At 69.4% G+C, this 20,108-nt stretch carries 21 protein-coding genes; 10 read left to right on the top strand and 11 right to left on the bottom strand.

What is annotated here, in order from left to right; genetic code table 11:
* Positions 1 to 44 precede the first annotated feature (44 nt).
* Positions 45 to 1,958: a DUF3352 domain-containing protein gene (locus AC0662_RS11875; RefSeq protein ID WP_452194350.1), complete on the top strand. Its 1,914-nt coding sequence runs from the start codon at positions 45 to 47 to the stop codon at positions 1,956 to 1,958.
* Here AC0662_RS11875 and AC0662_RS11870 read toward each other — a convergent pair.
* The gene (locus tag AC0662_RS11870; RefSeq protein WP_478300165.1) at positions 1,933 to 2,682 is read right to left on the bottom strand and encodes an alpha/beta fold hydrolase; all 750 of its coding nucleotides are present in this window, start codon (positions 2,680 to 2,682) and stop codon (positions 1,933 to 1,935) included. The two genes, AC0662_RS11875 and AC0662_RS11870, sit on opposite strands and share 26 nt — an antisense overlap.
* Positions 2,679 to 3,824: an MFS transporter gene (locus tag AC0662_RS11865; protein WP_478300163.1), complete on the bottom strand. Its 1,146-nt coding sequence runs from the start codon at positions 3,822 to 3,824 to the stop codon at positions 2,679 to 2,681. The genes AC0662_RS11870 and AC0662_RS11865 overlap by 4 nt, the downstream gene beginning before the upstream one ends.
* 66 nt (positions 3,825 to 3,890) lie before the next feature.
* On the opposite strand from AC0662_RS11865, the gene AC0662_RS11860 reads away from it, so the two are divergent.
* Positions 3,891 to 4,715, top strand: a complete 825-nt coding sequence (locus AC0662_RS11860; RefSeq protein ID WP_478300161.1) for a helix-turn-helix transcriptional regulator — start codon at positions 3,891 to 3,893, stop codon at positions 4,713 to 4,715.
* Positions 4,716 to 4,749: 34 nt separating this feature from the next.
* Positions 4,750 to 5,130 (top strand): VOC family protein, encoded by a 381-nt coding sequence (locus AC0662_RS11855; RefSeq protein ID WP_478300160.1) that lies wholly within the window; start codon positions 4,750 to 4,752, stop codon positions 5,128 to 5,130.
* A gap of 2 nt (positions 5,131 to 5,132) precedes the next feature.
* Here the strand turns inward: AC0662_RS11855 and AC0662_RS11850 are convergent, their stop codons facing one another.
* Together AC0662_RS11850 and AC0662_RS11845 are read right to left on the bottom strand one after the other, a co-directional pair.
* The gene (locus AC0662_RS11850) at positions 5,133 to 5,894 is read right to left on the bottom strand and encodes an SDR family NAD(P)-dependent oxidoreductase (protein WP_452194342.1); all 762 of its coding nucleotides are present in this window, start codon (positions 5,892 to 5,894) and stop codon (positions 5,133 to 5,135) included.
* Between the two features lie 14 nt (positions 5,895 to 5,908).
* Positions 5,909 to 6,610 (bottom strand): SDR family oxidoreductase, encoded by a 702-nt coding sequence (locus tag AC0662_RS11845; protein ID WP_452194340.1) that lies wholly within the window; start codon positions 6,608 to 6,610, stop codon positions 5,909 to 5,911.
* A 102-nt stretch (positions 6,611 to 6,712) separates the two neighbouring features.
* Here AC0662_RS11845 and AC0662_RS11840 point away from each other — a divergent pair, with 102 nt between their 5' ends.
* Together AC0662_RS11840 and AC0662_RS11835 are read left to right on the top strand one after the other, a co-directional pair.
* Positions 6,713 to 7,582, top strand: coding sequence for a LysR family transcriptional regulator (locus tag AC0662_RS11840; RefSeq protein WP_478300157.1), 870 nt, complete (start codon positions 6,713 to 6,715; stop codon positions 7,580 to 7,582).
* A 148-nt stretch (positions 7,583 to 7,730) separates the two neighbouring features.
* Complete coding sequence (locus AC0662_RS11835) at positions 7,731 to 8,759, top strand: serine hydrolase domain-containing protein (protein WP_478300155.1); 1,029 nt, start codon at positions 7,731 to 7,733, stop codon at positions 8,757 to 8,759.
* Here AC0662_RS11835 and AC0662_RS11830 read toward each other — a convergent pair.
* The 3 genes from AC0662_RS11830 to AC0662_RS11820 form a co-directional block, all read right to left on the bottom strand.
* Positions 8,748 to 9,143, bottom strand: a complete 396-nt coding sequence (locus AC0662_RS11830) for a dihydrofolate reductase family protein (RefSeq protein ID WP_478300153.1) — start codon at positions 9,141 to 9,143, stop codon at positions 8,748 to 8,750. The genes AC0662_RS11835 and AC0662_RS11830 overlap by 12 nt on opposite strands.
* An 81-nt stretch (positions 9,144 to 9,224) precedes the next feature.
* Positions 9,225 to 11,057, bottom strand: coding sequence for a DNA helicase RecQ (recQ, locus tag AC0662_RS11825; protein WP_452194332.1), 1,833 nt, complete (start codon positions 11,055 to 11,057; stop codon positions 9,225 to 9,227).
* A gap of 10 nt (positions 11,058 to 11,067) precedes the next feature.
* Positions 11,068 to 11,925, bottom strand: a complete 858-nt coding sequence (locus AC0662_RS11820; RefSeq protein ID WP_478300151.1) for an AraC family transcriptional regulator — start codon at positions 11,923 to 11,925, stop codon at positions 11,068 to 11,070.
* 125 nt (positions 11,926 to 12,050) lie between these two features.
* On the opposite strand from AC0662_RS11820, the gene ilvD reads away from it, so the two are divergent.
* Entirely contained in the window at positions 12,051 to 13,901 is a 1,851-nt protein-coding gene (gene ilvD, locus AC0662_RS11815) for a dihydroxy-acid dehydratase (protein ID WP_452194328.1), read from the top strand.
* A gap of 283 nt (positions 13,902 to 14,184) precedes the next feature.
* Here ilvD and AC0662_RS11810 read toward each other — a convergent pair whose 3' ends face one another.
* From AC0662_RS11810 to AC0662_RS11795, 4 genes are all read right to left on the bottom strand, one after another.
* Positions 14,185 to 14,487: a type II toxin-antitoxin system PemK/MazF family toxin gene (locus AC0662_RS11810; RefSeq protein ID WP_452194325.1), complete on the bottom strand. Its 303-nt coding sequence runs from the start codon at positions 14,485 to 14,487 to the stop codon at positions 14,185 to 14,187.
* Positions 14,487 to 14,723, bottom strand: a complete 237-nt coding sequence (locus tag AC0662_RS11805) for a ribbon-helix-helix domain-containing protein (RefSeq protein ID WP_452194324.1) — start codon at positions 14,721 to 14,723, stop codon at positions 14,487 to 14,489. Before AC0662_RS11805 ends, AC0662_RS11810 begins: the two co-directional genes overlap by 1 nt.
* A gap of 24 nt (positions 14,724 to 14,747) precedes the next feature.
* On the bottom strand, positions 14,748 to 15,587 hold the full coding sequence (locus AC0662_RS11800; RefSeq protein WP_452194322.1) for an SDR family NAD(P)-dependent oxidoreductase: 840 nt from the start codon (positions 15,585 to 15,587) through the stop codon (positions 14,748 to 14,750).
* 61 nt (positions 15,588 to 15,648) lie between these two features.
* Positions 15,649 to 16,320, bottom strand: a complete 672-nt coding sequence (locus AC0662_RS11795) for an LON peptidase substrate-binding domain-containing protein (RefSeq protein WP_478300148.1) — start codon at positions 16,318 to 16,320, stop codon at positions 15,649 to 15,651.
* Between the two features lie 101 nt (positions 16,321 to 16,421).
* Here AC0662_RS11795 and hisD point away from each other — a divergent pair, with 101 nt between their 5' ends.
* The 4 genes from hisD to hisH are packed head-to-tail and all read left to right on the top strand — an operon-like array spanning position 16,422 to position 20,096.
* Entirely contained in the window at positions 16,422 to 17,747 is a 1,326-nt protein-coding gene (gene hisD / locus AC0662_RS11790; RefSeq protein WP_478300146.1) for a histidinol dehydrogenase, read from the top strand.
* The gene (locus tag AC0662_RS11785; RefSeq protein WP_452194316.1) at positions 17,747 to 18,865 is read left to right on the top strand and encodes a histidinol-phosphate transaminase; all 1,119 of its coding nucleotides are present in this window, start codon (positions 17,747 to 17,749) and stop codon (positions 18,863 to 18,865) included. Before hisD ends, AC0662_RS11785 begins: the two co-directional genes overlap by 1 nt.
* Entirely contained in the window at positions 18,862 to 19,461 is a 600-nt protein-coding gene (gene hisB / locus AC0662_RS11780) for an imidazoleglycerol-phosphate dehydratase HisB (RefSeq protein ID WP_350276995.1), read from the top strand. The genes AC0662_RS11785 and hisB overlap by 4 nt, the downstream gene beginning before the upstream one ends.
* The gene (hisH, locus tag AC0662_RS11775) at positions 19,458 to 20,096 is read left to right on the top strand and encodes an imidazole glycerol phosphate synthase subunit HisH (RefSeq protein ID WP_478300143.1); all 639 of its coding nucleotides are present in this window, start codon (positions 19,458 to 19,460) and stop codon (positions 20,094 to 20,096) included. Before hisB ends, hisH begins: the two co-directional genes overlap by 4 nt.
* Positions 20,097 to 20,108: the final 12 nt, after the last annotated feature.

The following is a 20,108-nucleotide window of genomic DNA, read 5'->3' as shown; positions in this document are numbered from 1 at the left end:
GCAGGTCCGGTTGGGTGAGGCCACCGGAGCCAGCGAGGGAGCATATGTCCGACCAGAACCGACCGCCGCAGTACCCAGGTGCCGGCGGCCCGCAGCCCCAGTACGGCCAGAACCAGGGCCAGGGTCAGAACCAGTGGCCGCAGCAAGGCCGCCCGCCGCAGCAGGGGCAGCAGCCGCCCAGCCAGCAGCGTTACCCGCAGCAGCAGCCGATGCACCCGCAGCAAGGGCAGCAGTACGGCGGCCGACAGCAGGGTGGCCCGCAGCACGGTGGACCCCAGTACGGCGGTCCGCAGCAAGGCGGCTCTCAGCACGGTGGTCCTCAGCACGGTGGTCCTCAGCAGGGCGGCCAGTACGGCGGTCCGCAGCAGGGTGGTCCGCAGCACGGTGGTCAGTACGGCGGGGCGCCGCAGGGTGGGCCGCAGTACGGGCAGGCGGGACAGTCGTCGTACGAGCAGATGCATGTCGGTGGTGGGCAGCCGCCGCAGGGCCCGGGGTTCGGTGGGCCGCAGCAGTGGCAGCCGGAGCCGAAGAAGAAGCGCGGCAAGCTGATCCCGATCGTCGCCGCGCTGGCGATGGTGCTGGTCGTGGCCGGCGGCGGAATCTTTGCCTACGGCAAGCTCAGCGGCGGCAAGCAGCCCGCTGACGTGCTGCCCGGCACCGCGGTCGGGTACGCCCGGGTGGACCTGAACCCGTCGGCCGGCCAGAAGGTCAACGCGATCCGGTTCCTGATGAAGTTCCCGTCGGTGAAGGAGCAGCTCGGTCTCTCCGGCGAGAAGGACGACCTGAAGCAGAAGCTGTTCGAGCAGATCAAGAAGTCCGCCGGTGACGACCTCGCCGACGTCGACTTCGACAAGGACATCAAGCCGTGGCTCGGTGACCGGGCCGGTGCGGCCCTGATCCCGTCGACCGACGGCGAGAAGCGTCCGAACCCGGTGGTCGCGGTCGAGGTGAAGAACGAGGACGCCGCGAACAAGGGCATGGACAAGCTGCTCGCGAACGAGAAGGACAAGCCGGGGCGCGCGTTCAGCAACGGGTACATGCTGGTCGCCGAGGACCAGGCGACCGTCGACTCGGCCGTCGCCGCGGCCAAGGACAGCCCGCTGAGCAAGAACGCCAAGTTCAGCGCCGACATGGACAAGCTCGGCGAGCAGGGCTTCGTGTCCGCGTGGGCGGACATGAAGGCGATCGCGTCGATGACCGGCCGTGTCGACTCCGGTCAGCTGGCCGGTTTCGGTGACGCGAGCAGTGCGATCGCGCTGCGGTTCGACTCGTCGTACGTCGAGCTCAAGGGCATCGGCCACAGCGACCAGAGCATCAAGGTGAACTCGGCCGATGCCGGTGACCTGATCTCGAAGCTTCCGGACAGCACGGCCGGCGCGGTCGCGATCTCCGGTGGCGACAGCCTGATCGACACCATCTGGCAGCAGGTGCAGAAGGCGGGCGGCGAGAACCTGAAGCCGATGCTCGACCGGATCACCGAGGAGACCGGGCTGACCCTGCCGGACGATCTGAAGAGCCTGGCCGGCAAGAACCTCGCGGTCGGCATCGACAAGGACACCGCGGACGGCCCGAAGATCGCGGCCCGGATGGAGACCGACCCGGCGAAGGCCGAGCCGGTGGTGCAGAAGCTGACCACGCTGTTGCGCGAGCGCTCGTCGCAGAACATCCCGATCGAGACCGCCAAGGACGACGACACGTTCGTGGTCTCGACCAGCAAGGACTACGCGGAGCAGGTGCTGAAGGGCGGCAACCTCGGCGGCACCGAGAACTTCAAGCAGGCCCTGCCGGACACCAAGGGCGCGGTGATGATCGGGTACGTCGACTTCGAGGCCGCCAGCGCGGTCAGCTCACGGCTCGCCGACAACAAGGACCTGGCCGCGCTCCGCTCGGCCGGCATCGTGACCCGGTCGACCGGTGATGGTGAGGCCGAGTTCAGCCTGCGGGTCGTCGCGAAGTAACCCGCTCGAAGAAGCCCCGGACCGCCTGCGCGTAGGCGTCCGGGGCTTCTCTGTGGATCCAGTGCCCGGTGCCGTCGAAGCTGACGAACTCGGTCCCGGGCCGGCGACGGACCATCTCGGCGGCGTGCGCGGCGTCCAGCAGGAAGCTGTTTGTTGCTCGGAGCAACAGCGTGGGCTGTCGTACGGCGAGCCAGTCGCCCCACCAGTCGCCGACGTTCCCGCGCTGGACGGCCATCATGTCGTCGAGGTCGAACAGCAGCGCCCCGTCGTCGCCGACGCTCTCCAGGAAGTACTCCGGAGCAGGCGTGCCGGCGAAGAACTCGGCAGCGTCGGCGGGCGTTGCGAACCGGCGCGGCCAGCCGGTCACGTCCAGCACCGCGTCGCCCGGCACCGCGCCGACGTCCTCGATCACCACCGCGCGCACGAGCTCGGGCCGGCGCGCCGCGAGCTGGTACGCCGTGACGCCGCCGAGCGAATGCCCGATCACCAAGGCCGGACCCAATTCCTGCTCCTCGATGAACTCCGCCACATCGGAGACGAAGGCCTCACGGCTGAAGTCGCGGCGCGCGGTCGTGGAACCGCCGTGCCCGCGAAGGTCTGGGGCGATCACCCGGTAGTCCGGGGCCAGCGCCTTGGCGAGGGCCGCGAAGGTCAGTCCGCGCCCGAACGTGCCGTGCAGCGCGACCACCGGCGTACCGGGGCCGCCCGCGTTCTCGTAGTTCATGCGCACGCGACCAATACTCGCGGACGGAAGACGGCGGGAAGCGCGATGACGATCAGGGCGAGCACCAGGCTGATGCGGAAGCCGGTCATGAAGTGCGCACCGGCAAGCAGCACCCCGAAGATCGCGGGCGCGGCACCGCTGCCCGACTGACGTGCGGCGTTGAAGAGCCCGGAGCCGAGACCACTGCGATCCGTTGGCACACCGTTGAGCATCAAGGTCGTCGCGGTTGGTGCCACGAGTCCGGCGCCGGCACCGATCGGAAGCAACCAGGCGGTTAGTTGCCAGATCGCTGTATCGGCGAAGCAGAGACCGAGCAGGCCCACGGCCATCAGCGCCTGACCGAGGAGCATCGTGCGGTTGACTCCGAGTCGGGCGCCGAGCTGACCGGCGGCGAGGTTCGCGGGGATGATCAGCAGCGTCATCGGGACGAACACCAGGCCGGTCGTCCATGCGGAGTGTCCGAGCTCCTGCTGCAGGAGAAACGTGACGACGAAGATCGCGCCGTACGATGCGAAGTTCAGCGCGAAGCCGGTCGCCGAGCTGAGTAGGACCGGTGCCGAGCGGAGGAGGGTCGTCACACCGGAGGTGGTGCTGGCCAGGGCGGCAGGTTCGCGATGACCGGCGGCGGTGGCGAGGACGATCAAGCTGACCGGCAGGTTCAGCCAGAAGGTGGCTTGCCAGCCGAGCCCGGAGGTGACGGCGCCGCCGAGAGGCGAGCCGACCACCAGCGCGACGGCACCGGCGGCAGCCCAGCGGCCGACATCCCGGGCGCGCGAGGTCGTGTCGCCGTTGAGCAGCGACAGCCCGGCCGGGAGGACGACGGCCGCCGCGGCACCCTGGAGTGCTCGGGCGATCAGCAGCACCCGGAGATCGGGGGCGAGTGCGCAAACGATTGACGTCGCCGCGAACACACTGACGCCTGCCGTGAAGGCCCGGGCGGGCCCGATGCGATCGGCCCAAGCCCCCGCGGGCAGGAGGCAGAGCGCGAAGACGAGCGAGTATCCGGTGAGTACCCAGGAGAGGCCGGCGCCGGTCAGATCACGGCCGATCGAGGGGAGTGCGGTGGTGGTCATGGACGCGTTGAGGGTGACCAGGAAGAAGGACAGCGCGGCGGGGACGAGCGCGGAACGGCGTACGGGCATAGGACTACCGTGGGCAGTTCCGGATGACTCCGGGTACACCTGTCAGGTGCAGTCAGGAAGGAATACATGAACCGGCAGCTCGAGCTCGGCGCGTTCCTGCGGGAGCGCCGGTCGCGCCTCACCCCGGCCGCCGCGGGCCTGATCGACGGCCCTCCCCGCCGTACGCCGGGTCTGCGGCGCGAGGAGATCGCCGAGCTCGCCGGGCTGAGCGTCGGGTACTACGCCCGGCTCGAACAGGGGAACGCGGCGCATCCGTCGGACAGCGTGCTCGCGGCGCTGATCCGGATCCTGCAGCTCACCCCGGACGAGGCCCGTCACCTCCGGGCGCTCGCCGGTGCACCCACTCCGGTGGCCGCCGAGCAGGTATCCCGATCCGCGCTCCGGATGATGGACCTGTTGCAACCGCGCACCGCCGCGCTGGTCCTCGGCCGCATCGGCGACGTGCTCGCCTGGAACGAGTACGCGCTGCGGCTGTTCCCCGGTCGGTTGCCCGAGCCCGGTGAGCAGAACGGGCGGCCGAACAACGCCCGGTACGTGTTCTGCGACCCGACTTCCCGGGAGATCTTTCCGAACTGGCCGGAGGTGGCCGACGACACCGTCGCGCACCTGCGCGCCGCCGCCGGGCATCTCGTCGACGACCCGGCCTTTCGCGCCCTGGTCGACGACCTGCTGCGCGAGAGTCCGGACTTCGCCGCCCGTTGGTCCCGGCGGGAGGTACGGCGGCACGTGTCCGGCGAGAAGTACCTGAACCACCCGACGCTGGGCCGACTGACGGTCGACTACGAGGTGGTCGCCGTACTCGACGAGCCCGATCAGTTCCTGGTCGTCTACGGGCTGCGGAATTCTTTTCCGGACGATGTCGAAAACGCTCGCCCGGCTTCTACCTCTTGAGTGAAAGCACCTCCTCAGGACAAGGAGCACCACGATGAACCACATCAGCGAGATCCGGACCGTCGGCGTACCGGTGACCGATCAGGACCGTGCGCTGGAGTTCTACACCGAGAAGCTCGGCTTCGAACTGTTGATGGACGCGCCGCTGCCACAATTCGGCGGCCGCTGGATCGTCGTCGCCCCGGCAGGCTCGGCGGGATCGTCGGGCAGCATCGCGCTGGTCCCTGCCAAGGAAGGCATCCCGGCCGGCGTCGACACCGGCATCCGCATGGCCAGCCCCGACGCCAAGACCGCCCACCAGCACTTCCGCGACACCGGCGTCGACACCGACGACCTGCTGGAGTGGCCCGGCATCCCCCCGATGTTCAGCCTCCACGACCCAGACGGCAACCGCCTCTACATCTCCCAGGTCTGACCTCACACAGGCAGCCGCACTCCCGAGAGCGAGGCGCAGACGCCCAGAAACGCGTCCTGCGTCTCGCGATCCGCGGCCATCGGATGCGTCCGGTGCGGCTGCTGATGGTAGTAATACCTGCCACTTCCGGTGCCTGCGGCTGTCGCCAGCCAGACCTGCGTCAGATGCGCCTGCCCGAGATCACCTGGCGCCCCGCGCCCGCCCATCTTCGTCGGCACCCAGCCGGGGTCTACCGCGTTGGACAGCACGTCCGGCCACAGCCGAGCGACGGCGAACGTCAGCAGTACGTCGTACAACTTGGAGTCCGCATACGCCTGCGCTCCGCGCCACCGGCGCCGTACCCACTGGAGATCGTCAAGCTCGACGTCGCCGCCCTCGTGCATCCCGGAGCTGAGATAGATCAGCCGGTCCGGCCGGTCGATCAACGCGGTCAGCAGGTACGGCGCCAGCGCGTTGATGGCGAAGACGTGTTCCAGACCGTCGGCTGTCTCGACCCGTGGCTCCTGGTCTCCGACCGCCGCGTTGTGTACGACGACATCGAATCGACCCGACGCGTTCGCCTGCTCCGCCACCTTTCGGGTCTCGGCGATGCTCGCGAGATCACCCACCAGCACCGCCGCGGCACCCGGCACGGCTGCTGTCGCGTCAGCCGCGCGTTGCTCGTTGCGAGCGTGCAGGACGACCTCATGCCCTTGGTCGACGAGCTCACGCGCAACCATTTGCCCGAGGCCGTCGGCCGAACCGGTGATCAGAGTGCGAGTCACGCCCCCACTCTGCCTCACACCAGGACGTGGCCGCCGTCGACGGTGAGGATGGAACCGGTCGCGTACGGCTGGTTCATCAGGTACACGTAGGCGGCGGCGATGTCCTCCGGTTCGCCGACGCGTTGGACGGGGAGGTGGCGGGCGGTCTCGTCGTAGTCGAGGGCGTCGCGCCACAGTGGCGTGCGGACGACGCCGGGTTTGACCGCGTTCACCCGCAGCGGCGCCAGCTCGACGGCGAGTGCGCGGGTGAGCGAGTCCATCGCGCCGCAGATGCTCGCGGCGACCGACCAGCCGGGCCCGGGACGGTCCCCGGCGGCGCCGGTGGTGAGGACGATCGAACCGCCAGGACGGATCTTCGGTACGGCGGCACTCACCGCACCGAGCGCGCCGAAGTACCGCAGCTCGAAGGCCGTTCGCGCCTGGGCCAGATCCATCGAGCCGACCTCGAGCAACGTCAACGCCTCCCCGGCAGTGAAGACCAGGTGGTCGAACGGATCGAGCTCGGCGAAGAACGCGGCGACAGCGCCGGCATCGGTGAGGTCGACGGTCGCACCGGTGGCCGAGCCCGGGAGCATCTCGACAGCCCGCTTCACCGACTCAGGGTTGCTGGAGGCAACAATCACGGTGGCGCCGGCGCTCGCGGCGAGTTGTGCGGTGGCCAGGCCGATACCCGACGTACCGCCGAGGACGACGACGCGCTGATCCTGCAGAGTCACTGAACTGCCTTTCGTGGGAAGGGATTTCGCTTCCTACGATGCGGCGGCCCGGGCCCGGCCGTCCAAGACCTGTTCCGGCCGCTGTAATACCCTGAAGGTATTATGGATCTCGACCTCCGGAAGCTCCGGTACTTCGTCGCCGTCGCCGAGGAACTGCATTTCGGCCGCGCCGCCGAGCGCCTGCACATCGCGCAGCCGGTGCTGTCCCGGCAGATCCGCGCGCTTGAGGTCGAGCTTCGCGCGCAACTGTTCGTCCGCACGAAACGCAGTACCGAGTTGACCGCGGCCGGACGTCAGTTGCTCGACGATGCCCGCCCGCTGCTCGCCGGCGCGGACGCCACCCGCCGTCGGGTGGCCAGGGCGGCGCGCGGTGCGAAGACGTTCACGATCGGTTTCATGCCGGGGCTCACGGTGACCGAGGCGGTCCGCGCGTTCGGCGCGCTGCATCCCGAGATCGAGGTCGAGCTGATCCGGTCGACGTGGAACGACCAGGTCGACGTACTGCGGGACGGCCGGGCCGACGTGAGCGTGGTGCGGCTGCCGATCGATCAAGCGGGGCTGACGGTTCGGCCGTTGTTCGAGGAGCCACGGGTCGCGATGCTGCCGACCGGACACCGGCTGGCGGGCAAGCCGGCGATCGACATCACCGATCTCGCGGACGAGCACCTGCTGCAGGACCCGGACGCCGTACCGGAGTGGCGGGACATCGCGGTCGAACTCCGCACCGGAACGGCCAAGCCGGTGCCCGCCATGCGCAGTGTCGAGGAGAAACTCGAGCACGTCGCCACCGGTCGCGGCGTCTCGATCATCCCGCTCTCGGTCGCCACCTTCTATCAGCGCTCCGACGTCGTCGCGGTTCCCGTCGGCAACCTGGCCCACAACACCGTCTGCCTGGCGTGGACGGCCACCCGCCGCTCCCACCTCCTCCAGGACTTCGCCGCCCTGGCGCCCACGGTCGCCTGGACGACCTAGCCAAGCCGGGATTCGGTGGCATCATCGGAAGATGAGGTGGAGCGCAACCGCCCTCCTGGTGATTGCGTTGGTGGGGTGCTCTGGTGGGGGAGACGAGCCGGTACCCTCGCCCGGCACGCCGTCGGCCCGTAGTTTCCCGGAGCCCGGTGTGCAGACCCTCGACCCGGCGCGAGCACGGGCTTTGCAGACGGCGCTCTCGCGGATCACGGAGTTCCCGGACAGCCCGTCCGGGGCGAGCGGCGCTACGGCCGCCGTGGTCACCGATCACTGGACGTGGTCAGGCGCTGTCGGCAAGGACGCCCGCGGTACGCCGTTGCGCCCGGACACCAGCATGGGGATCGCGAGCATTACGAAGACCTTCGTCGCCGCCGAGGTACTGCGGCTCGCGCAGGAAGGGAAGATCAACCTGGACCTGCCGATCTCGAGGTACGTCCGCCACAGGCTGACCGCCAACAGTGCGACCGTTCGTCAGCACCTCGCGATGACCTCCGGCGTTCAGGACTTCCAGGAGTCCGACTACGAGCGGATGGACCGGGCAGTTGCCGCGGCGCCGGCCAAGCACTGGACACTCGCGCAGCCGCTCGACTACTACACGTCGACGGTCGGTTCACCGGACGGCGACTACAGCTACAGCAATCCCAGCTACGCGCTGCTCGGCATGCTGATCGAGAACGTCACCCGCGAGCCGCTCGCCCTTGCTCTTCGCCACGACCTGGCCACGCCGGCGCGGTTGCCGCACGTGGCCTTCCAGGACGGTGAGAAGCCGGAGTCGCCGGTGGTGGGTGACGCCAACGAATCCTGTGGCGCGCCGGACGGCTACGTCCCGTGCCGGGCGTTCGCGAGTGCCGGGGCCGCGTTCGGCGGCGCGGCGGCGGACGCGCCGACGGTCGCCCGCTGGGGATACCAGCTGTACGGCGGTCGCGTGATCCCGTTCGACCTGGTCGACCAGATGACCGCCGGCGACGGCGAGTACGGACTCGGGACGATGCGGTTCACCCGGGAGTTCGGCATCGGCGACGCCTACGGTCACGCCGGCATTTCACCCGACCACACCAGCCTGCTGGTGGTGATCCCGGACAAGCACGTCTCGATCGCCCTGATCCTCGCCGACGGAGACCGCAACATCGGCCGGCGCATGGGCGACCTCACCGACGCGCTCCAACCCCTACTCAGCTGAGCCCCGGACTCGGTACCGGATGTGGGTGGCCTGCACCGTGTCGATCACTCGAACGATCTCCAGCTCGATGCGCCGCGGCACGTTCTCGTAGCTCACCCGGCCCGGATCGTGACTCACCACGAAGATCGGTACGCCGTGGTGGTCGCCGCCGTAGTAGTCGACCTGTTCCGCCGTACGCCGACCGACCAGTACTGCGCCGGTCGCGTTCAGCTCGTCCCAGATGGCACCGGCGGCACCAGCCGGACGGCCGACCTCGCCGTCGCCGTCCTGGTACCACTCGTGCAGTCGCATGAAGCCGTCGCCGCCCGGGTTGTCCGGCCCGTCGTGTGGCGCCGCGATGTAGCCGTCGACGGACATCGACATCAACAGCACGGATGAAGACATGAGCGTTCTCCTTCGCTCCGCGGGCACGGTTCTTCCCTGCCCTCCTGTCTTCGCGTCGAAGCGACGACGGCCGATTCGACATCACTCCGCGGTGAGTGCCTCCAGGACGCCCTCGCCGTACTTGGCCAGTTTGTTCTCGCCGATGCCGCTGATGCTGCCGAGCTCGGCCAGCGAGGACGGCATTTCGGTCGCGATCTGCCGCAGCGTCGCGTCGTGGAAGATCACGTACGCCGGGACGCCCTGCTCCTTCGCCACCGCTGCCCGCCACGTGCGCAACCGCTCGAACACCGGCGCTGCCTCGGGCGGCAGATCGACCGCCGCCTTCTTGCCGCCGGACGACCTGGACTTGGAGCGCACCCGCTCGGGCTCGCGGCGCATCATCACCTCGCGCCGCCGGCCGAGCACCTCGGCGCTCTCCTCGGTCAGCACCAGCGTGCCGTAGTCACCCTCGACCGCGAGCAACCGCAACGCGAGCAGCTGCCGGATCACCCCGCGCCACTCGGTGTCCTTCAGGTCGGTGCCGATCCCGAACACGCTCAACTGCTCGTGCCGGAACTGCTTGACCTTTTCGGTCTCCTTGCCGAGCAGGATGTCGATCAGCTGGCCGGCACCGAACTTCTGACCGCGCTCGTGCTGCAACCGGTACACCGTGGATAGCAGTTTCTGCGCCGCGATCGTCCCGTCCCAGGACTCGGGCGGCGTCAGGCAGGTGTCGCAGTTGCCGCAGGCGTCACCGTGCTGACCGAAGTACGCGAGCAGTTGCGACCGCCGGCACTGGACGGTCTCGCACAGCGCGAGCATCGCGTCGAGGTGCGAGCTGAGCCGGCGCCGATGCGCGAGGTCGCCCTCGGACGTGTCGATCATCTTCCGCTGCTGCACGACGTCCTGGAGCCCGTACGCCAGCCAGGCGGTCGACGGCAGTCCGTCCCGCCCCGCGCGACCGGTCTCCTGGTAGTAGCCCTCGACCGACTTCGGCAGATCGAGATGCGCGACGAACCGGACATCCGGTTTGTCGATCCCCATCCCGAACGCGATCGTCGCGACCACGACCAGCCCGTCCTCGCGCAGGAACCGCGACTGGTTCGTCGCACGGGTCCGACTGTCCAGACCGGCGTGGTACGGCACGGCCTCGATCCCGTTCTGGGTCAGGAAGGCCGCGGTCTTCTCGACACTGTTGCGGGACAGGCAGTAGACGATGCCCGCGTCACCCGCGTGCTCGGTGCGCAGCAGATCGAGGAGCTGCCGCTGCGGGTTGTCCTTGGGGGCGATCCGGTACTGGATGTTCGGCCGGTCGAAGCTCGCGACGAAATGCTTCGCGTCGGACAGATTCAGGCGGGTCGCGATCTCCTGGTGCGTCGCCTCGGTCGCCGTCGCGGTCAACGCGATCCGCGGTACGTCGGGCCAGCGCTCGTGCAACTCGGACAGCATCAGGTAGTCGGGCCGGAAGTCGTGGCCCCACTGGGACACACAGTGCGCCTCGTCAATCGCGAACAGCGCGATCTTGCCCTGGTCGAGCAGCCGCACTGTCGCGTCGACCCGCAACCGCTCGGGCGCCAGGTACAGCAGGTCGAGCTCGCCGGCCAGGAACGCCTGCTCGACCTCACGCCGCTGCTCGAAGTCCTGTGTGGAGTTCAGGAATCCGGCGCGAACGCCGAGCGCCGTCAGCGCGTCGACCTGGTCCTGCATCAGCGCGATCAGCGGCGAGATCACCACACCGACGCCGGAGCGGACCAGGGACGGGATCTGGTAGCACAGCGACTTGCCGCCACCGGTCGGCATCAGCACCAGCGCGTCACCGCCGGCGACGACGGTGTCGATGATGTCGGCCTGCTCGCCGCGGAAGGCGTCGTACCCGAACACCCGCCGGAGGACCTGAAGGGCTTCGGAGTCGGGCAGTTCGGAAATCTGGCTCACCTCGGCGAGTTTAGTGAGATCGCGCCGACGATGCTGGCGCGATCGCCGATGCCTGTGGATTACTCGACAGGTTCGGCAGTTCCTCGCGCATCCACTGCCGTGGCGAGCAGCCCGCGATCGCCCGGAACTCGCGGGTCAGGTGCGCCTGGTCGGCGTACCCGGCGGCGGCCGAGAGGTCGGACAGCCGGATCTTCGGTTGCCGCCGCAGTCGTCCGGTGACGCGCTCGAAGCGCAGTACCCGCGCCGCGACCTTCGGTGGCAGACCGAACTCCGCGGTGAACCGATCGGTGAGGTGCCGCCGACTCCATCCGACCTCACTCGCCAGTTCCTGTACGCCGATTGCGCCGCCCGCCGCACACAGTCGCTGCCACGCCCACCCGAGCTCCGGCCGGACGCGTCCGAGACGGGTCTCGTCGAGTCGACGCAGCAGCAGGTTCTCGAACAGGTCGAAGCGTGTGTCCCAACTCGGCGACTCGCGCAGTTGCTCGGTCAGCTCGCGCGCGGGTCGACCGAGGACCTCGTCGAGACCGACCACCGTCGATGCGAGTGCCCCCGGTGGCAGGCCGAGAAGCGCGCGCGCCGCCGGGGGAGTGAGCGATACCTGGACGCCGGCGCGGCTCGGCGTCTGCCCGATGTGGACCGCGCTCGAGTGCAGTCCGCCGACGAGTGCGTCGTACTTCTCGACCGGACTGCCCGGCCACGCGACGCCGAGTGGCTCGTCGAGGGTGATGACGAGTGTGAGGTGGCGCGAGGGCAGGCCGCGGTGCAGTTCGGGGGGATCACCGGCGTACGCATATCCGCTGATGTCGCCCACGAACGGGCGCAGCGCGGGATGCGCCGTCCGGGTGTGATGCCCGAGCCCTGCCATGACCTCAGGCTAGGACCGTCCACCGACAGAAACCGCGGCTCCAGAATCCGGGACCCGCATACCGTCATTCGGACGGGCGTGGCACTATCAGGAGATACGCCACACCTAGCTAGGAGATGTTCGTCGTGCCTGCTCTGAGGTCCCGCACTGTCACCCACGGCCGCAACATGGCGGGCGCCCGCGCGCTCATGCAGGCCTCCGGGGTACTCCGGGAGGACTTCGGGAAGCCGATCATCGCGGTGGCGAACAGCTTCACCGAGTTCGTGCCCGGCCACACGCACCTCGCGCCGGTCGGCCGGATCGTCTCCGAGGCCATTCACGCGGCTGGTGGTATCGCGCGGGAGTTCAACACGATCGCCGTCGACGACGGGATCGCGATGGGCCACGGCGGGATGCTCTACAGCCTGCCGTCCCGCGACCTGATCGCGGACTCGGTCGAGTACATGGTCGAGGCGCACTGCGCGGACGCGCTGGTCTGCATCTCGAACTGCGACAAGATCACCCCCGGCATGCTGAACGCCGCGCTCCGGCTGAACATCCCGACCGTGTTCGTCTCCGGTGGCCCGATGGAGGCCGGCCGGGCGACGCTGGTCGACGGCACCGTCCGCAAGCTGGACCTGATCGACGCGATGTCCGAGGCCGTCAACGAGAACGTCTCCGACGCCGACATCCTGCGGATCGAGGAGAACGCCTGCCCGACCTGTGGGTCCTGCTCCGGCATGTTCACCGCGAACTCGATGAACTGCCTGACCGAGGCGATCGGCCTGTCGCTGCCGGGCAACGGTTCGGTCCTCGCGACGCACACCGCCCGCCGCGCGCTGTACGAGAAGGCCGGCGAGACCGTCGTACAGATCACCAAGCGGTACTACGACAACGACGACGCGACCGTGCTTCCGCGCAACATCGCCTCCAAGGAAGCGTTCGGGAACGCGATGGCGCTGGACATCGCGATGGGCGGGTCGACGAACACGATCCTGCACCTGCTCGCGGCCGCGCAGGAGGCCGAGGTCGGGTTCGACCTGGACGACATCAACGCGGTCTCGCGGCGGGTTCCGTGCCTGGCCAAGGTCGCGCCGAACGTCGCCCCGCAGGGCACGTACTACATGGAGGACGTGCACCGCGCCGGCGGCATCCCGGCCATCCTCGGCGAGCTGCACCGCGCCGGTCTGCTGAACGAGAACATCCACACCGTGCACAGCGACTCGATCGACGACTGGCTGAAGACCTGGGACGTGCGGGGCGGTTCGCCGTCGCCGGAGGCCGTCGAGCTGTGGCACGCGGCGCCGGGCTGCAAGCGGTCCGCGACCGCGTTCTCGCAGTCGGAGCGCTGGGAGACTCTCGACACCGACTCCGCGAACGGCTGCATCCGCGACCGCGAGCACGCGTACTCGAAGGACGGCGGTCTCGGCGTCCTGAAGGGCAACCTGGCCGTCGACGGCTGTGTCGTGAAGACGGCCGGCGTGGACGAGTCGATCTGGACGTTCGAGGGTCCCGCGGTGGTCTGCGAGTCGCAGGAAGAGGCCGTCGAGAAGATCCTCGCCAAGCAGGTCACGCCCGGCGACGTCGTCGTGATCCGGTACGAGGGCCCGAAGGGCGGCCCGGGCATGCAGGAGATGCTGTACCCGACCTCGTTCCTCAAGGGACGCGGCCTCGGCAAGGTCTGCGCACTGATCACCGACGGCCGCTTCTCCGGCGGTACGTCGGGACTCTCGATCGGTCACGTCTCGCCCGAGGCGGCGTCCGGCGGCACCATCGCGCTGGTCCAGGACGGCGACCGGATCAAGATCGACATCCCGAACCGCTCGATCGAACTGCTGGTCTCGGACGAGGAACTGGCGGCCCGCGAGGCGGCGCTGAACGGCGTCTACGCCCCGAAGAACCGCGAGCGCAAGGTCTCCAACGCCCTCAAGACCTACGCCGCGATGGCCACCAGCGCCGACAAGGGCGCCGTCCGCGACATCTCGAAACTGGGCTGACCCTGACGACCGACGAAGTCCTCCCCGGCGGCCGCTTCTCGAAGCCGGTCCGCCGGGGCGACACAGTCCCCGCCGCCGCGGTACGGCGAACTCCCACGCCCTGCTCCGGCATTTCGAGCACGTCAGCTTCGACCTCGCCCCGCGCTTGGTTGACGAACGCGTGCGGGCGGCTGACCCGGCATTCGCCGTACATGCCGAAGAGGATCACGCGGGTGGTTATCGCGCGGCAGCGGCGTACGTGCTGGCGCATCGGGGCGAGTTGCTCTAGAGCTCCAGGTTTGCTTTACAGCTCCAGGTCGAAGGCGAGGTTGATGGCTTCGGCGAGGGCTGGCTCCTGGTCGGTGTGGAGGTAGCCGATCAGGCGGCCCAGCTGGGACTTCGGGATCGTCTGGATGTTGTCGCAGGAGATCGCGCTCGTGTGGTCGAGGCCGTTGTCGGGGCCGACCAGGACCTCGGTGGACAGGCCGCGGATCGTGCTGGTGATGGGGGCGACCGTGACGTTGGTCAGCCGGGGGCGGATGAGTTCCCGCGTCAGCACCACCACCGGCCGAGGCTTGTCGAGCCGGGCGATGTGCAGCGGGCGCATCAGTCGAGGTCGCTCAGCACCGTGCCGGCGGCGGCCGGCGCCAGGCCTTCGAGGTCGGGGTAGTCGCCGTGCTCGGCGAGGATCGCGAGATCCCGCGCGGCCAGCTCGCGCCGGCGTTCACGTTCCATCGCCCGAGCGACCACGGAGGCCCGGCTGGTCGCCTTGTCGGTGGCGACGAGCTCGTCCATGAAGTCGACCAGGTCGTCCGGCAACCGGACAGTGATCTGCTTACTCATACCAAAACCATACCGCCCCGGGATTCATTTCGGTAGCGCAGTCTGTCCCTCCAGCGTCGTCCACAGCCGCTCGGCGGCCGCCCGGTCCTGCGCCGCCGCCGACGGGTCGGTACGCCGTTCGCGCGAGTAGTAGAGCCCCGACTCGTCGGCCACGTCGGGGGAGGTGGCCAGCCAGACCATCGTCTCGGCGCCCTGTTCCGGGGTGCGGGCGAACGGTTTGGTCATCGCCATCATCAGCTTCATCAGCCGGCCGTTGTTCAAGTTGAACCCGGTCGCGACCAGGCCGGGCTCGAACGTGTAGGTGTGGATCCGCGGCATCCGGCGCGCGAGTTCTCCGCTGAGCAGGATCAGGGCGAGCTTCGTCTCGCCGTACCGGCGCAGTGATCCGCCGGTCAGCTTCGCCGACGCGGAGAAGTAGCGCTCGCCGCCCAGATCATCGAAGTCGACGGACTTCGCCTTCTCGTGCTCGTCCGACGCGGTCCCGATCACGCGCGCGCCGGACACCAGCCGATCGGCCAGCAGCGTGGTGATCAGGTACGGCGCGACGACGTTCAGCGCCCACGTCAGCTCGATGCCCTCGGCCGAGACCTGGTGGCTGCCGTAGATCGCGCCCGCGTTGTTTACCAGCACATCGATCATCGGCGCCCGCCCCGCGACGTCGTCGGCCATCGCTCGGATCGAGGCCTGTGAGGTCAGATCCGCCTCGAAGACGTCCGCGCCGCCGAGCTCGGCGGCGACCTGCTCCGCCTTCGCCCCGTTCCGCGCGACCAGCCCGATCCGGGCACCCTGCTTCGCGAGCGCCCGCGCCCCCGCCAGCCCGATTCCGTTGGTCCCACCCGTGATCAGTACATACCTGTCGTTCATCGCCTGGGTCCCCTCCCCGTTGTCCCGATCGCAGTCTAGGGACGCCAGGCGGCCGGCGGGATCAGTTCGGGGAAAGCGCCGACCAGGAGATCAGGTCGGTGGCGGGGAGCGAGGGGAGTGCCGCGATGGCGGCCATCTCGCTGTCCATCAGGCCGACGAGCTGAACCAGCCGCGTGGTGGTGTCCGCGGCCTCGAGGAGTTTCTGCCGGTCCGGGGTCATGAGCTTCATGGCGGCCGACATCAGGTACGACAGCGTGCCCGGATCGTCCGGGAGGTCGCCGATGTGCAGGCCGGGCCGGCTGATCTCGCTGACCGCCGCGGCGTACTTCCGGAACCGTTCGACCGCGACCATCGCCGTACCCAGGGGGTCGTCGCCGCGTTCGTCGTCCAGCCACTCGACGTCCGCGACCAGGTAGTCGCCGCTGCCGTCGAGCTCGGACACCTTGAACCGACGGTTCCCGGTGAGCGTGACCTCGACCGGTCCGTCGTCGTCCGGGTCCAGCGTGATCTCGGAGATCGTGGCCGCGCAGCCGGTCCCGTACAGCGACCGGAAGACCCGCTCACCCAGCTCGTACCCGTCGCGGACCGCGAGGGCGCCACAGGCCAGCTCGCCCCCGTTCTCGACCAGGTCGCGGACCACCGCGCGGCCCTGGACGTCGGTCACCGGAATCGGGAGCACCAGCCCGGGAAAGATCACCGTGTCGACAGTGAGCAACGGCAGGCGGGAGTCCATGTCGACGAGCGTAGTGGACGCGGGCGGAGATCACGCCCGGTGACTGGCCGCCCTGTGGATGCGGCGCGGGGCCGAGGGGGTGTCACCACTAGACTGACGCCATGATTCGCCGCGTCGACCTGCGGGGCCGAGTGGCGGCCGGAGAGGTGACCGACCTCCAAGCCGAAGTACCTGCCCTCGTTCCCCGAGCCGTGTTCGACGTCGAGAAGGCCCTCGACGTCGCCCGACCGATCTGCCTGGACGTCCGCCATCGCGGCCTCGAGGCGATCAGGGAGTACGGCGAGAAGTTCGACCATGTGCGCGTCGACGACATCCGGGTCCCGGCCGCGGCGCTGAAGACCGCGCTCGAGGAGCTCGACCCCGAGGTGCGCAGCGCCTTCGAGGAGTCGATCCGCCGGGTCCGCGAGGTCAGTCAGGACGAGCTCACCGCCGACGTCACCTCCGAGCCCGCGCCCGGTGGCCGGGTCACGCAGCGGTTCGTCCCGGTGCAGCGCGTGGGGCTGTACGTCCCGGGCGGCCGCGCGCCGCTCGCGTCGTCGGTGCTGATGAATGTCGTACCGGCGCAGGTCGCCGGCGTGCCGTCGCTTGCTGTGGCTTCGCCGCCGCAGAAGGAGTTCGCCGGTCTGCCGCACCCGACCGTGCTGGCCGTGTGCGCGCTGCTCGGGATCGACGAGGTGTACGCGATGGGTGGCGCGCAGGCGATCGCCGGGTTCGCGTACGGCTTCGACGGGTGCAAGAAGGTCAACCTGATCACCGGTCCGGGCAACATCTTCGTGGTCGCCGCGAAGCGCTTCCTGCTGGGTGAGGTCGGTATCGACTCCGAGGCCGGCCCGACCGAGATCGCCGTCCTCGCCGACGACACCGCGGACCCGAAGTACGTCGCCGCCGACCTGATCAGCCAGGCCGAGCACGACCCGATGGCCGCCAGCGTGCTGGTCACGCCTTCGGAGGTGCTGGCCACGGCGGTCGAGGCCGAGCTGCCGCTCCAGGTCGCGAAGACCAAGCACCAGGACCGCGTCACCGAGGCACTGTCCGGTCAGCAGTCGGCCGTTGTGTTGGTCGACGACCTCGACCAGGGCACCGCGTTCGTGGATGCCTACGCGGCCGAGCACCTGGAGATCCAGACCGCGGACGCCGAGGAGCGGGCCGGTCTGATCACCAATGCCGGTGCGATCTTCGTCGGCAGCTGGTCCCCGGTGTCTCTCGGCGACTACTGCGCGGGTTCCAACCACGTGCTCCCGACGGCGGGTTGCGCCTGCCACTCGTCAGGCCTGTCCGTGCGCAGCTTCCTGAAAGCCGTGCACGTCGTGAACTACACCCGCGCCGCGCTGCAGGACGTTGCCGGCCACGTGGTCACGATGGCGCACGCCGAGGACCTGCCCGCCCACGGTGCCGCGGTGTCGGTGCGATTCCCAGAGGAGAACTGATGGGCCGCTTCGACGGGTTGCCGATCCGCGAGGAGCTGAAGAGCTTCGAGCCGTACGGCGCCCCGCAGCTCGACGTCCCGGTGCTGCTCAACGTCAACGAGAACCCGTACCCGGCGAGTGAGGCGACCGTCGCGGATATCGCCGCGGCGGTCACCGAGGCCGCCCGCGGCATGAACCGGTACCCGGACCGCGAGTTCCTCGGTCTCCGCGCCGACCTCGCGGCGTACCTGGCCCGGGAGTCCGGCGCGCAACTGGAGCCCGAGCAGATCTGGGCGGCCAACGGGTCCAACGAGGTGATGCTGCATATCCTGCAGGCCTTCGGCGGTCCCGGCCGTACGGCGTTGTCCTTCGCGCCGACGTACTCGATGTATCCGGAGTACGCGCGGGACACCAACACCGGCTGGGTCACCGGGCGACGCGCGGAGGACTTCACGCTGGACCGGAGCAAGGCGATCGCCGCGATCTCGCGACACCGTCCGTCGGTCGTGCTGCTTGCCTCGCCGAACAACCCGACCGGTACGGCGCTGCCGATCGACGTGACCGAGGCGATCGTCGCGCAGGCCGCGGCGCTCGGTTCGGTCGTCGTGGTCGACGAGGCGTACGCCGAGTTCCGCCGGGCCGGGACTCCGAGTGCGGTGTCCCTGCTGCCGTCGTACCCGAATCTGGCGGTGGCGCGGACGATGTCGAAGGCGTTCGCGATGGCCGGTGGCCGGGTCGGATACCTTGCCGCGAGCAAGCAGTTCGTGGACGCGCTGCGGATCGTCCGGCTGCCGTACCACCTGTCCGCGGTGACGCAGGCGACCGCCCGCGCGGCCCTGCGGCACTCGGACGAGCTGCTCGGCCGCGTCGAGCAGTTGCGTATTGAGCGCGACGAGACCGTCGACTGGCTGCGGTCGCTGGGACTGCGCGCGGTCGACTCGGACGCGAACTTCGTCCTGTTCGGCACGTTCGCCGACCGGCACGCGGTCTGGCAGGCGTTGCTCGACGACGGCGTCCTGATCCGGGAGACCGGACCGGACGGCTGGCTGCGGGTCTCGATCGGCACCGGCGAGGAGATGGCCGCGTTCCGCGCTTCGCTGGAGCGCATCCTCAAGACAGACACGGGAAGGCTGACATGACCCGCACCGCGCGGATTGATCGCGAGACCAGTGAGTCGAAGGTTCTCGTCGAGCTGAACGTCGACGGCGAGGGCCGGGCCGACATCTCGACGGGTGTCGGGTTCTACGACCACATGCTCAACGCGCTCGCCAAGCACGCGCTGCTCGACCTGCACGTGAACACGGTCGGCGACCTGGAGATCGACGCGCACCACACGGTCGAGGACACCGCGATCGGGATCGGCCAGGCGCTGAAGGAGGCGCTCGGCGACAAGCGCGGGATCCGCCGGTTCGGCGACGCGACCGTCCCGCTGGACGAGGCGCTCGTGCACTGCACGGTCGACCTGTCCGGCCGGCCGTACTGCGTGCACACCGGCGAGCCCGAGGGTCAGGTGTACGCGATCATCGGCGGCGACTACGCCGGTTCGCTGACCCAGCACGTGTTCGAGACGCTCGCGTTCAACGCCGCGATCTGCATCCACATCCGGGTGCTGTCCGGCCGCGACCCGCACCACATCGTCGAGGCGCAGTTCAAGGCGTTCGCCCGGGCGCTCCGGGCCGCCGCCGAGCTCGACCCGCGGCAGCCCGGCATCCCGTCGACCAAGGGCGCCCTGTGACGAAGGTCGTCCTGCTCGACTACGGCTCCGGCAACATCAGGTCGGGGGAGCGGGCGCTGCAACGCGTCGGCGCGGACGTCACGGTCACGTCCGACTTCGACGAGGCGATGAACGCCGACGGCCTGCTGGTGCCCGGCGTCGGCGCCTTCGAGGCCTGTATGACGGGCCTGAAGGCGGTCCGTGGCGATGTGATCGTCGACCGGCGGCTGACCAGCGGCCGCCCGGTGCTGGGAATCTGTGTCGGCATGCAGATCCTGTTCGCCCGCGGGATCGAGCACGGTGTCGAGACCGAGGGCTGCGACCAGTGGCCGGGCACGGTCGAGCGACTCCAGCCGGAGACCGGTGAGCCGGTCCCACACATGGGCTGGAACACGATCGACGTACCGTCCGGCAGCAAGCTGTTCGAGGGCATCGACAAGGAACGCTTCTACTTCGTGCACTCGTACGGCGTCCGCGCCTGGGAGCTCGTCGGCACCCGGGCGTCGGTCGCCCCGGCGGTCACCTGGACGTCGTACGGCGGCGACTGGTTCGTCGCGGCGGTGGAGAACGGCCCGCTGAGCGCCACGCAGTTCCACCCCGAGAAGTCCGGTGACGCCGGCGCGGCCCTGCTGGAGAACTGGGTCCGCTCGCTCTGACGGTGCGACGGC

It is taken from the genome of Kribbella sp. NPDC043289 (assembly GCF_056436705.1).
The sequence above is the reverse complement of the archived record's forward strand: the minus strand, read 5'-3'. Positions and strand labels throughout refer to the sequence as shown.

What these genes read in the sequence shown, in the direction of transcription:
- AC0662_RS11830 (WP_478300153.1), bottom strand. Translation starts at nt 9,143, where the DNA reads ATGTCTTCATCCGTGCTGTTGATGTCGATGTCCGTCGACGGCTACATC.
- AC0662_RS11875 (WP_452194350.1), top strand. Translation starts at nt 45, where the DNA reads ATGTCCGACCAGAACCGACCGCCGCAGTACCCAGGTGCCGGCGGCCCG.
- AC0662_RS11855 (WP_478300160.1), top strand. Translation starts at nt 4,750, where the DNA reads ATGAACCACATCAGCGAGATCCGGACCGTCGGCGTACCGGTGACCGAT.
- AC0662_RS11800 (WP_452194322.1), bottom strand. Translation starts at nt 15,587, where the DNA reads ATGAACGACAGGTATGTACTGATCACGGGTGGGACCAACGGAATCGGG.
- AC0662_RS11810 (WP_452194325.1), bottom strand. Translation starts at nt 14,487, where the DNA reads ATGCGCCCGCTGCACATCGCCCGGCTCGACAAGCCTCGGCCGGTGGTG.
- hisB (WP_350276995.1), top strand. Translation starts at nt 18,862, where the DNA reads ATGACCCGCACCGCGCGGATTGATCGCGAGACCAGTGAGTCGAAGGTT.
- AC0662_RS11870 (WP_478300165.1), bottom strand. Translation starts at nt 2,682, where the DNA reads ATGAACTACGAGAACGCGGGCGGCCCCGGTACGCCGGTGGTCGCGCTG.
- AC0662_RS11860 (WP_478300161.1), top strand. Translation starts at nt 3,891, where the DNA reads ATGAACCGGCAGCTCGAGCTCGGCGCGTTCCTGCGGGAGCGCCGGTCG.
- AC0662_RS11805 (WP_452194324.1), bottom strand. Translation starts at nt 14,723, where the DNA reads ATGAGTAAGCAGATCACTGTCCGGTTGCCGGACGACCTGGTCGACTTC.
- AC0662_RS11795 (WP_478300148.1), bottom strand. Translation starts at nt 16,320, where the DNA reads ATGGACTCCCGCCTGCCGTTGCTCACTGTCGACACGGTGATCTTTCCC.
- hisD (WP_478300146.1), top strand. Translation starts at nt 16,422, where the DNA reads ATGATTCGCCGCGTCGACCTGCGGGGCCGAGTGGCGGCCGGAGAGGTG.
- AC0662_RS11820 (WP_478300151.1), bottom strand. Translation starts at nt 11,925, where the DNA reads ATGGCAGGGCTCGGGCATCACACCCGGACGGCGCATCCCGCGCTGCGC.
- AC0662_RS11865 (WP_478300163.1), bottom strand. Translation starts at nt 3,824, where the DNA reads ATGCCCGTACGCCGTTCCGCGCTCGTCCCCGCCGCGCTGTCCTTCTTC.
- AC0662_RS11840 (WP_478300157.1), top strand. Translation starts at nt 6,713, where the DNA reads ATGGATCTCGACCTCCGGAAGCTCCGGTACTTCGTCGCCGTCGCCGAG.
- AC0662_RS11785 (WP_452194316.1), top strand. Translation starts at nt 17,747, where the DNA reads ATGGGCCGCTTCGACGGGTTGCCGATCCGCGAGGAGCTGAAGAGCTTC.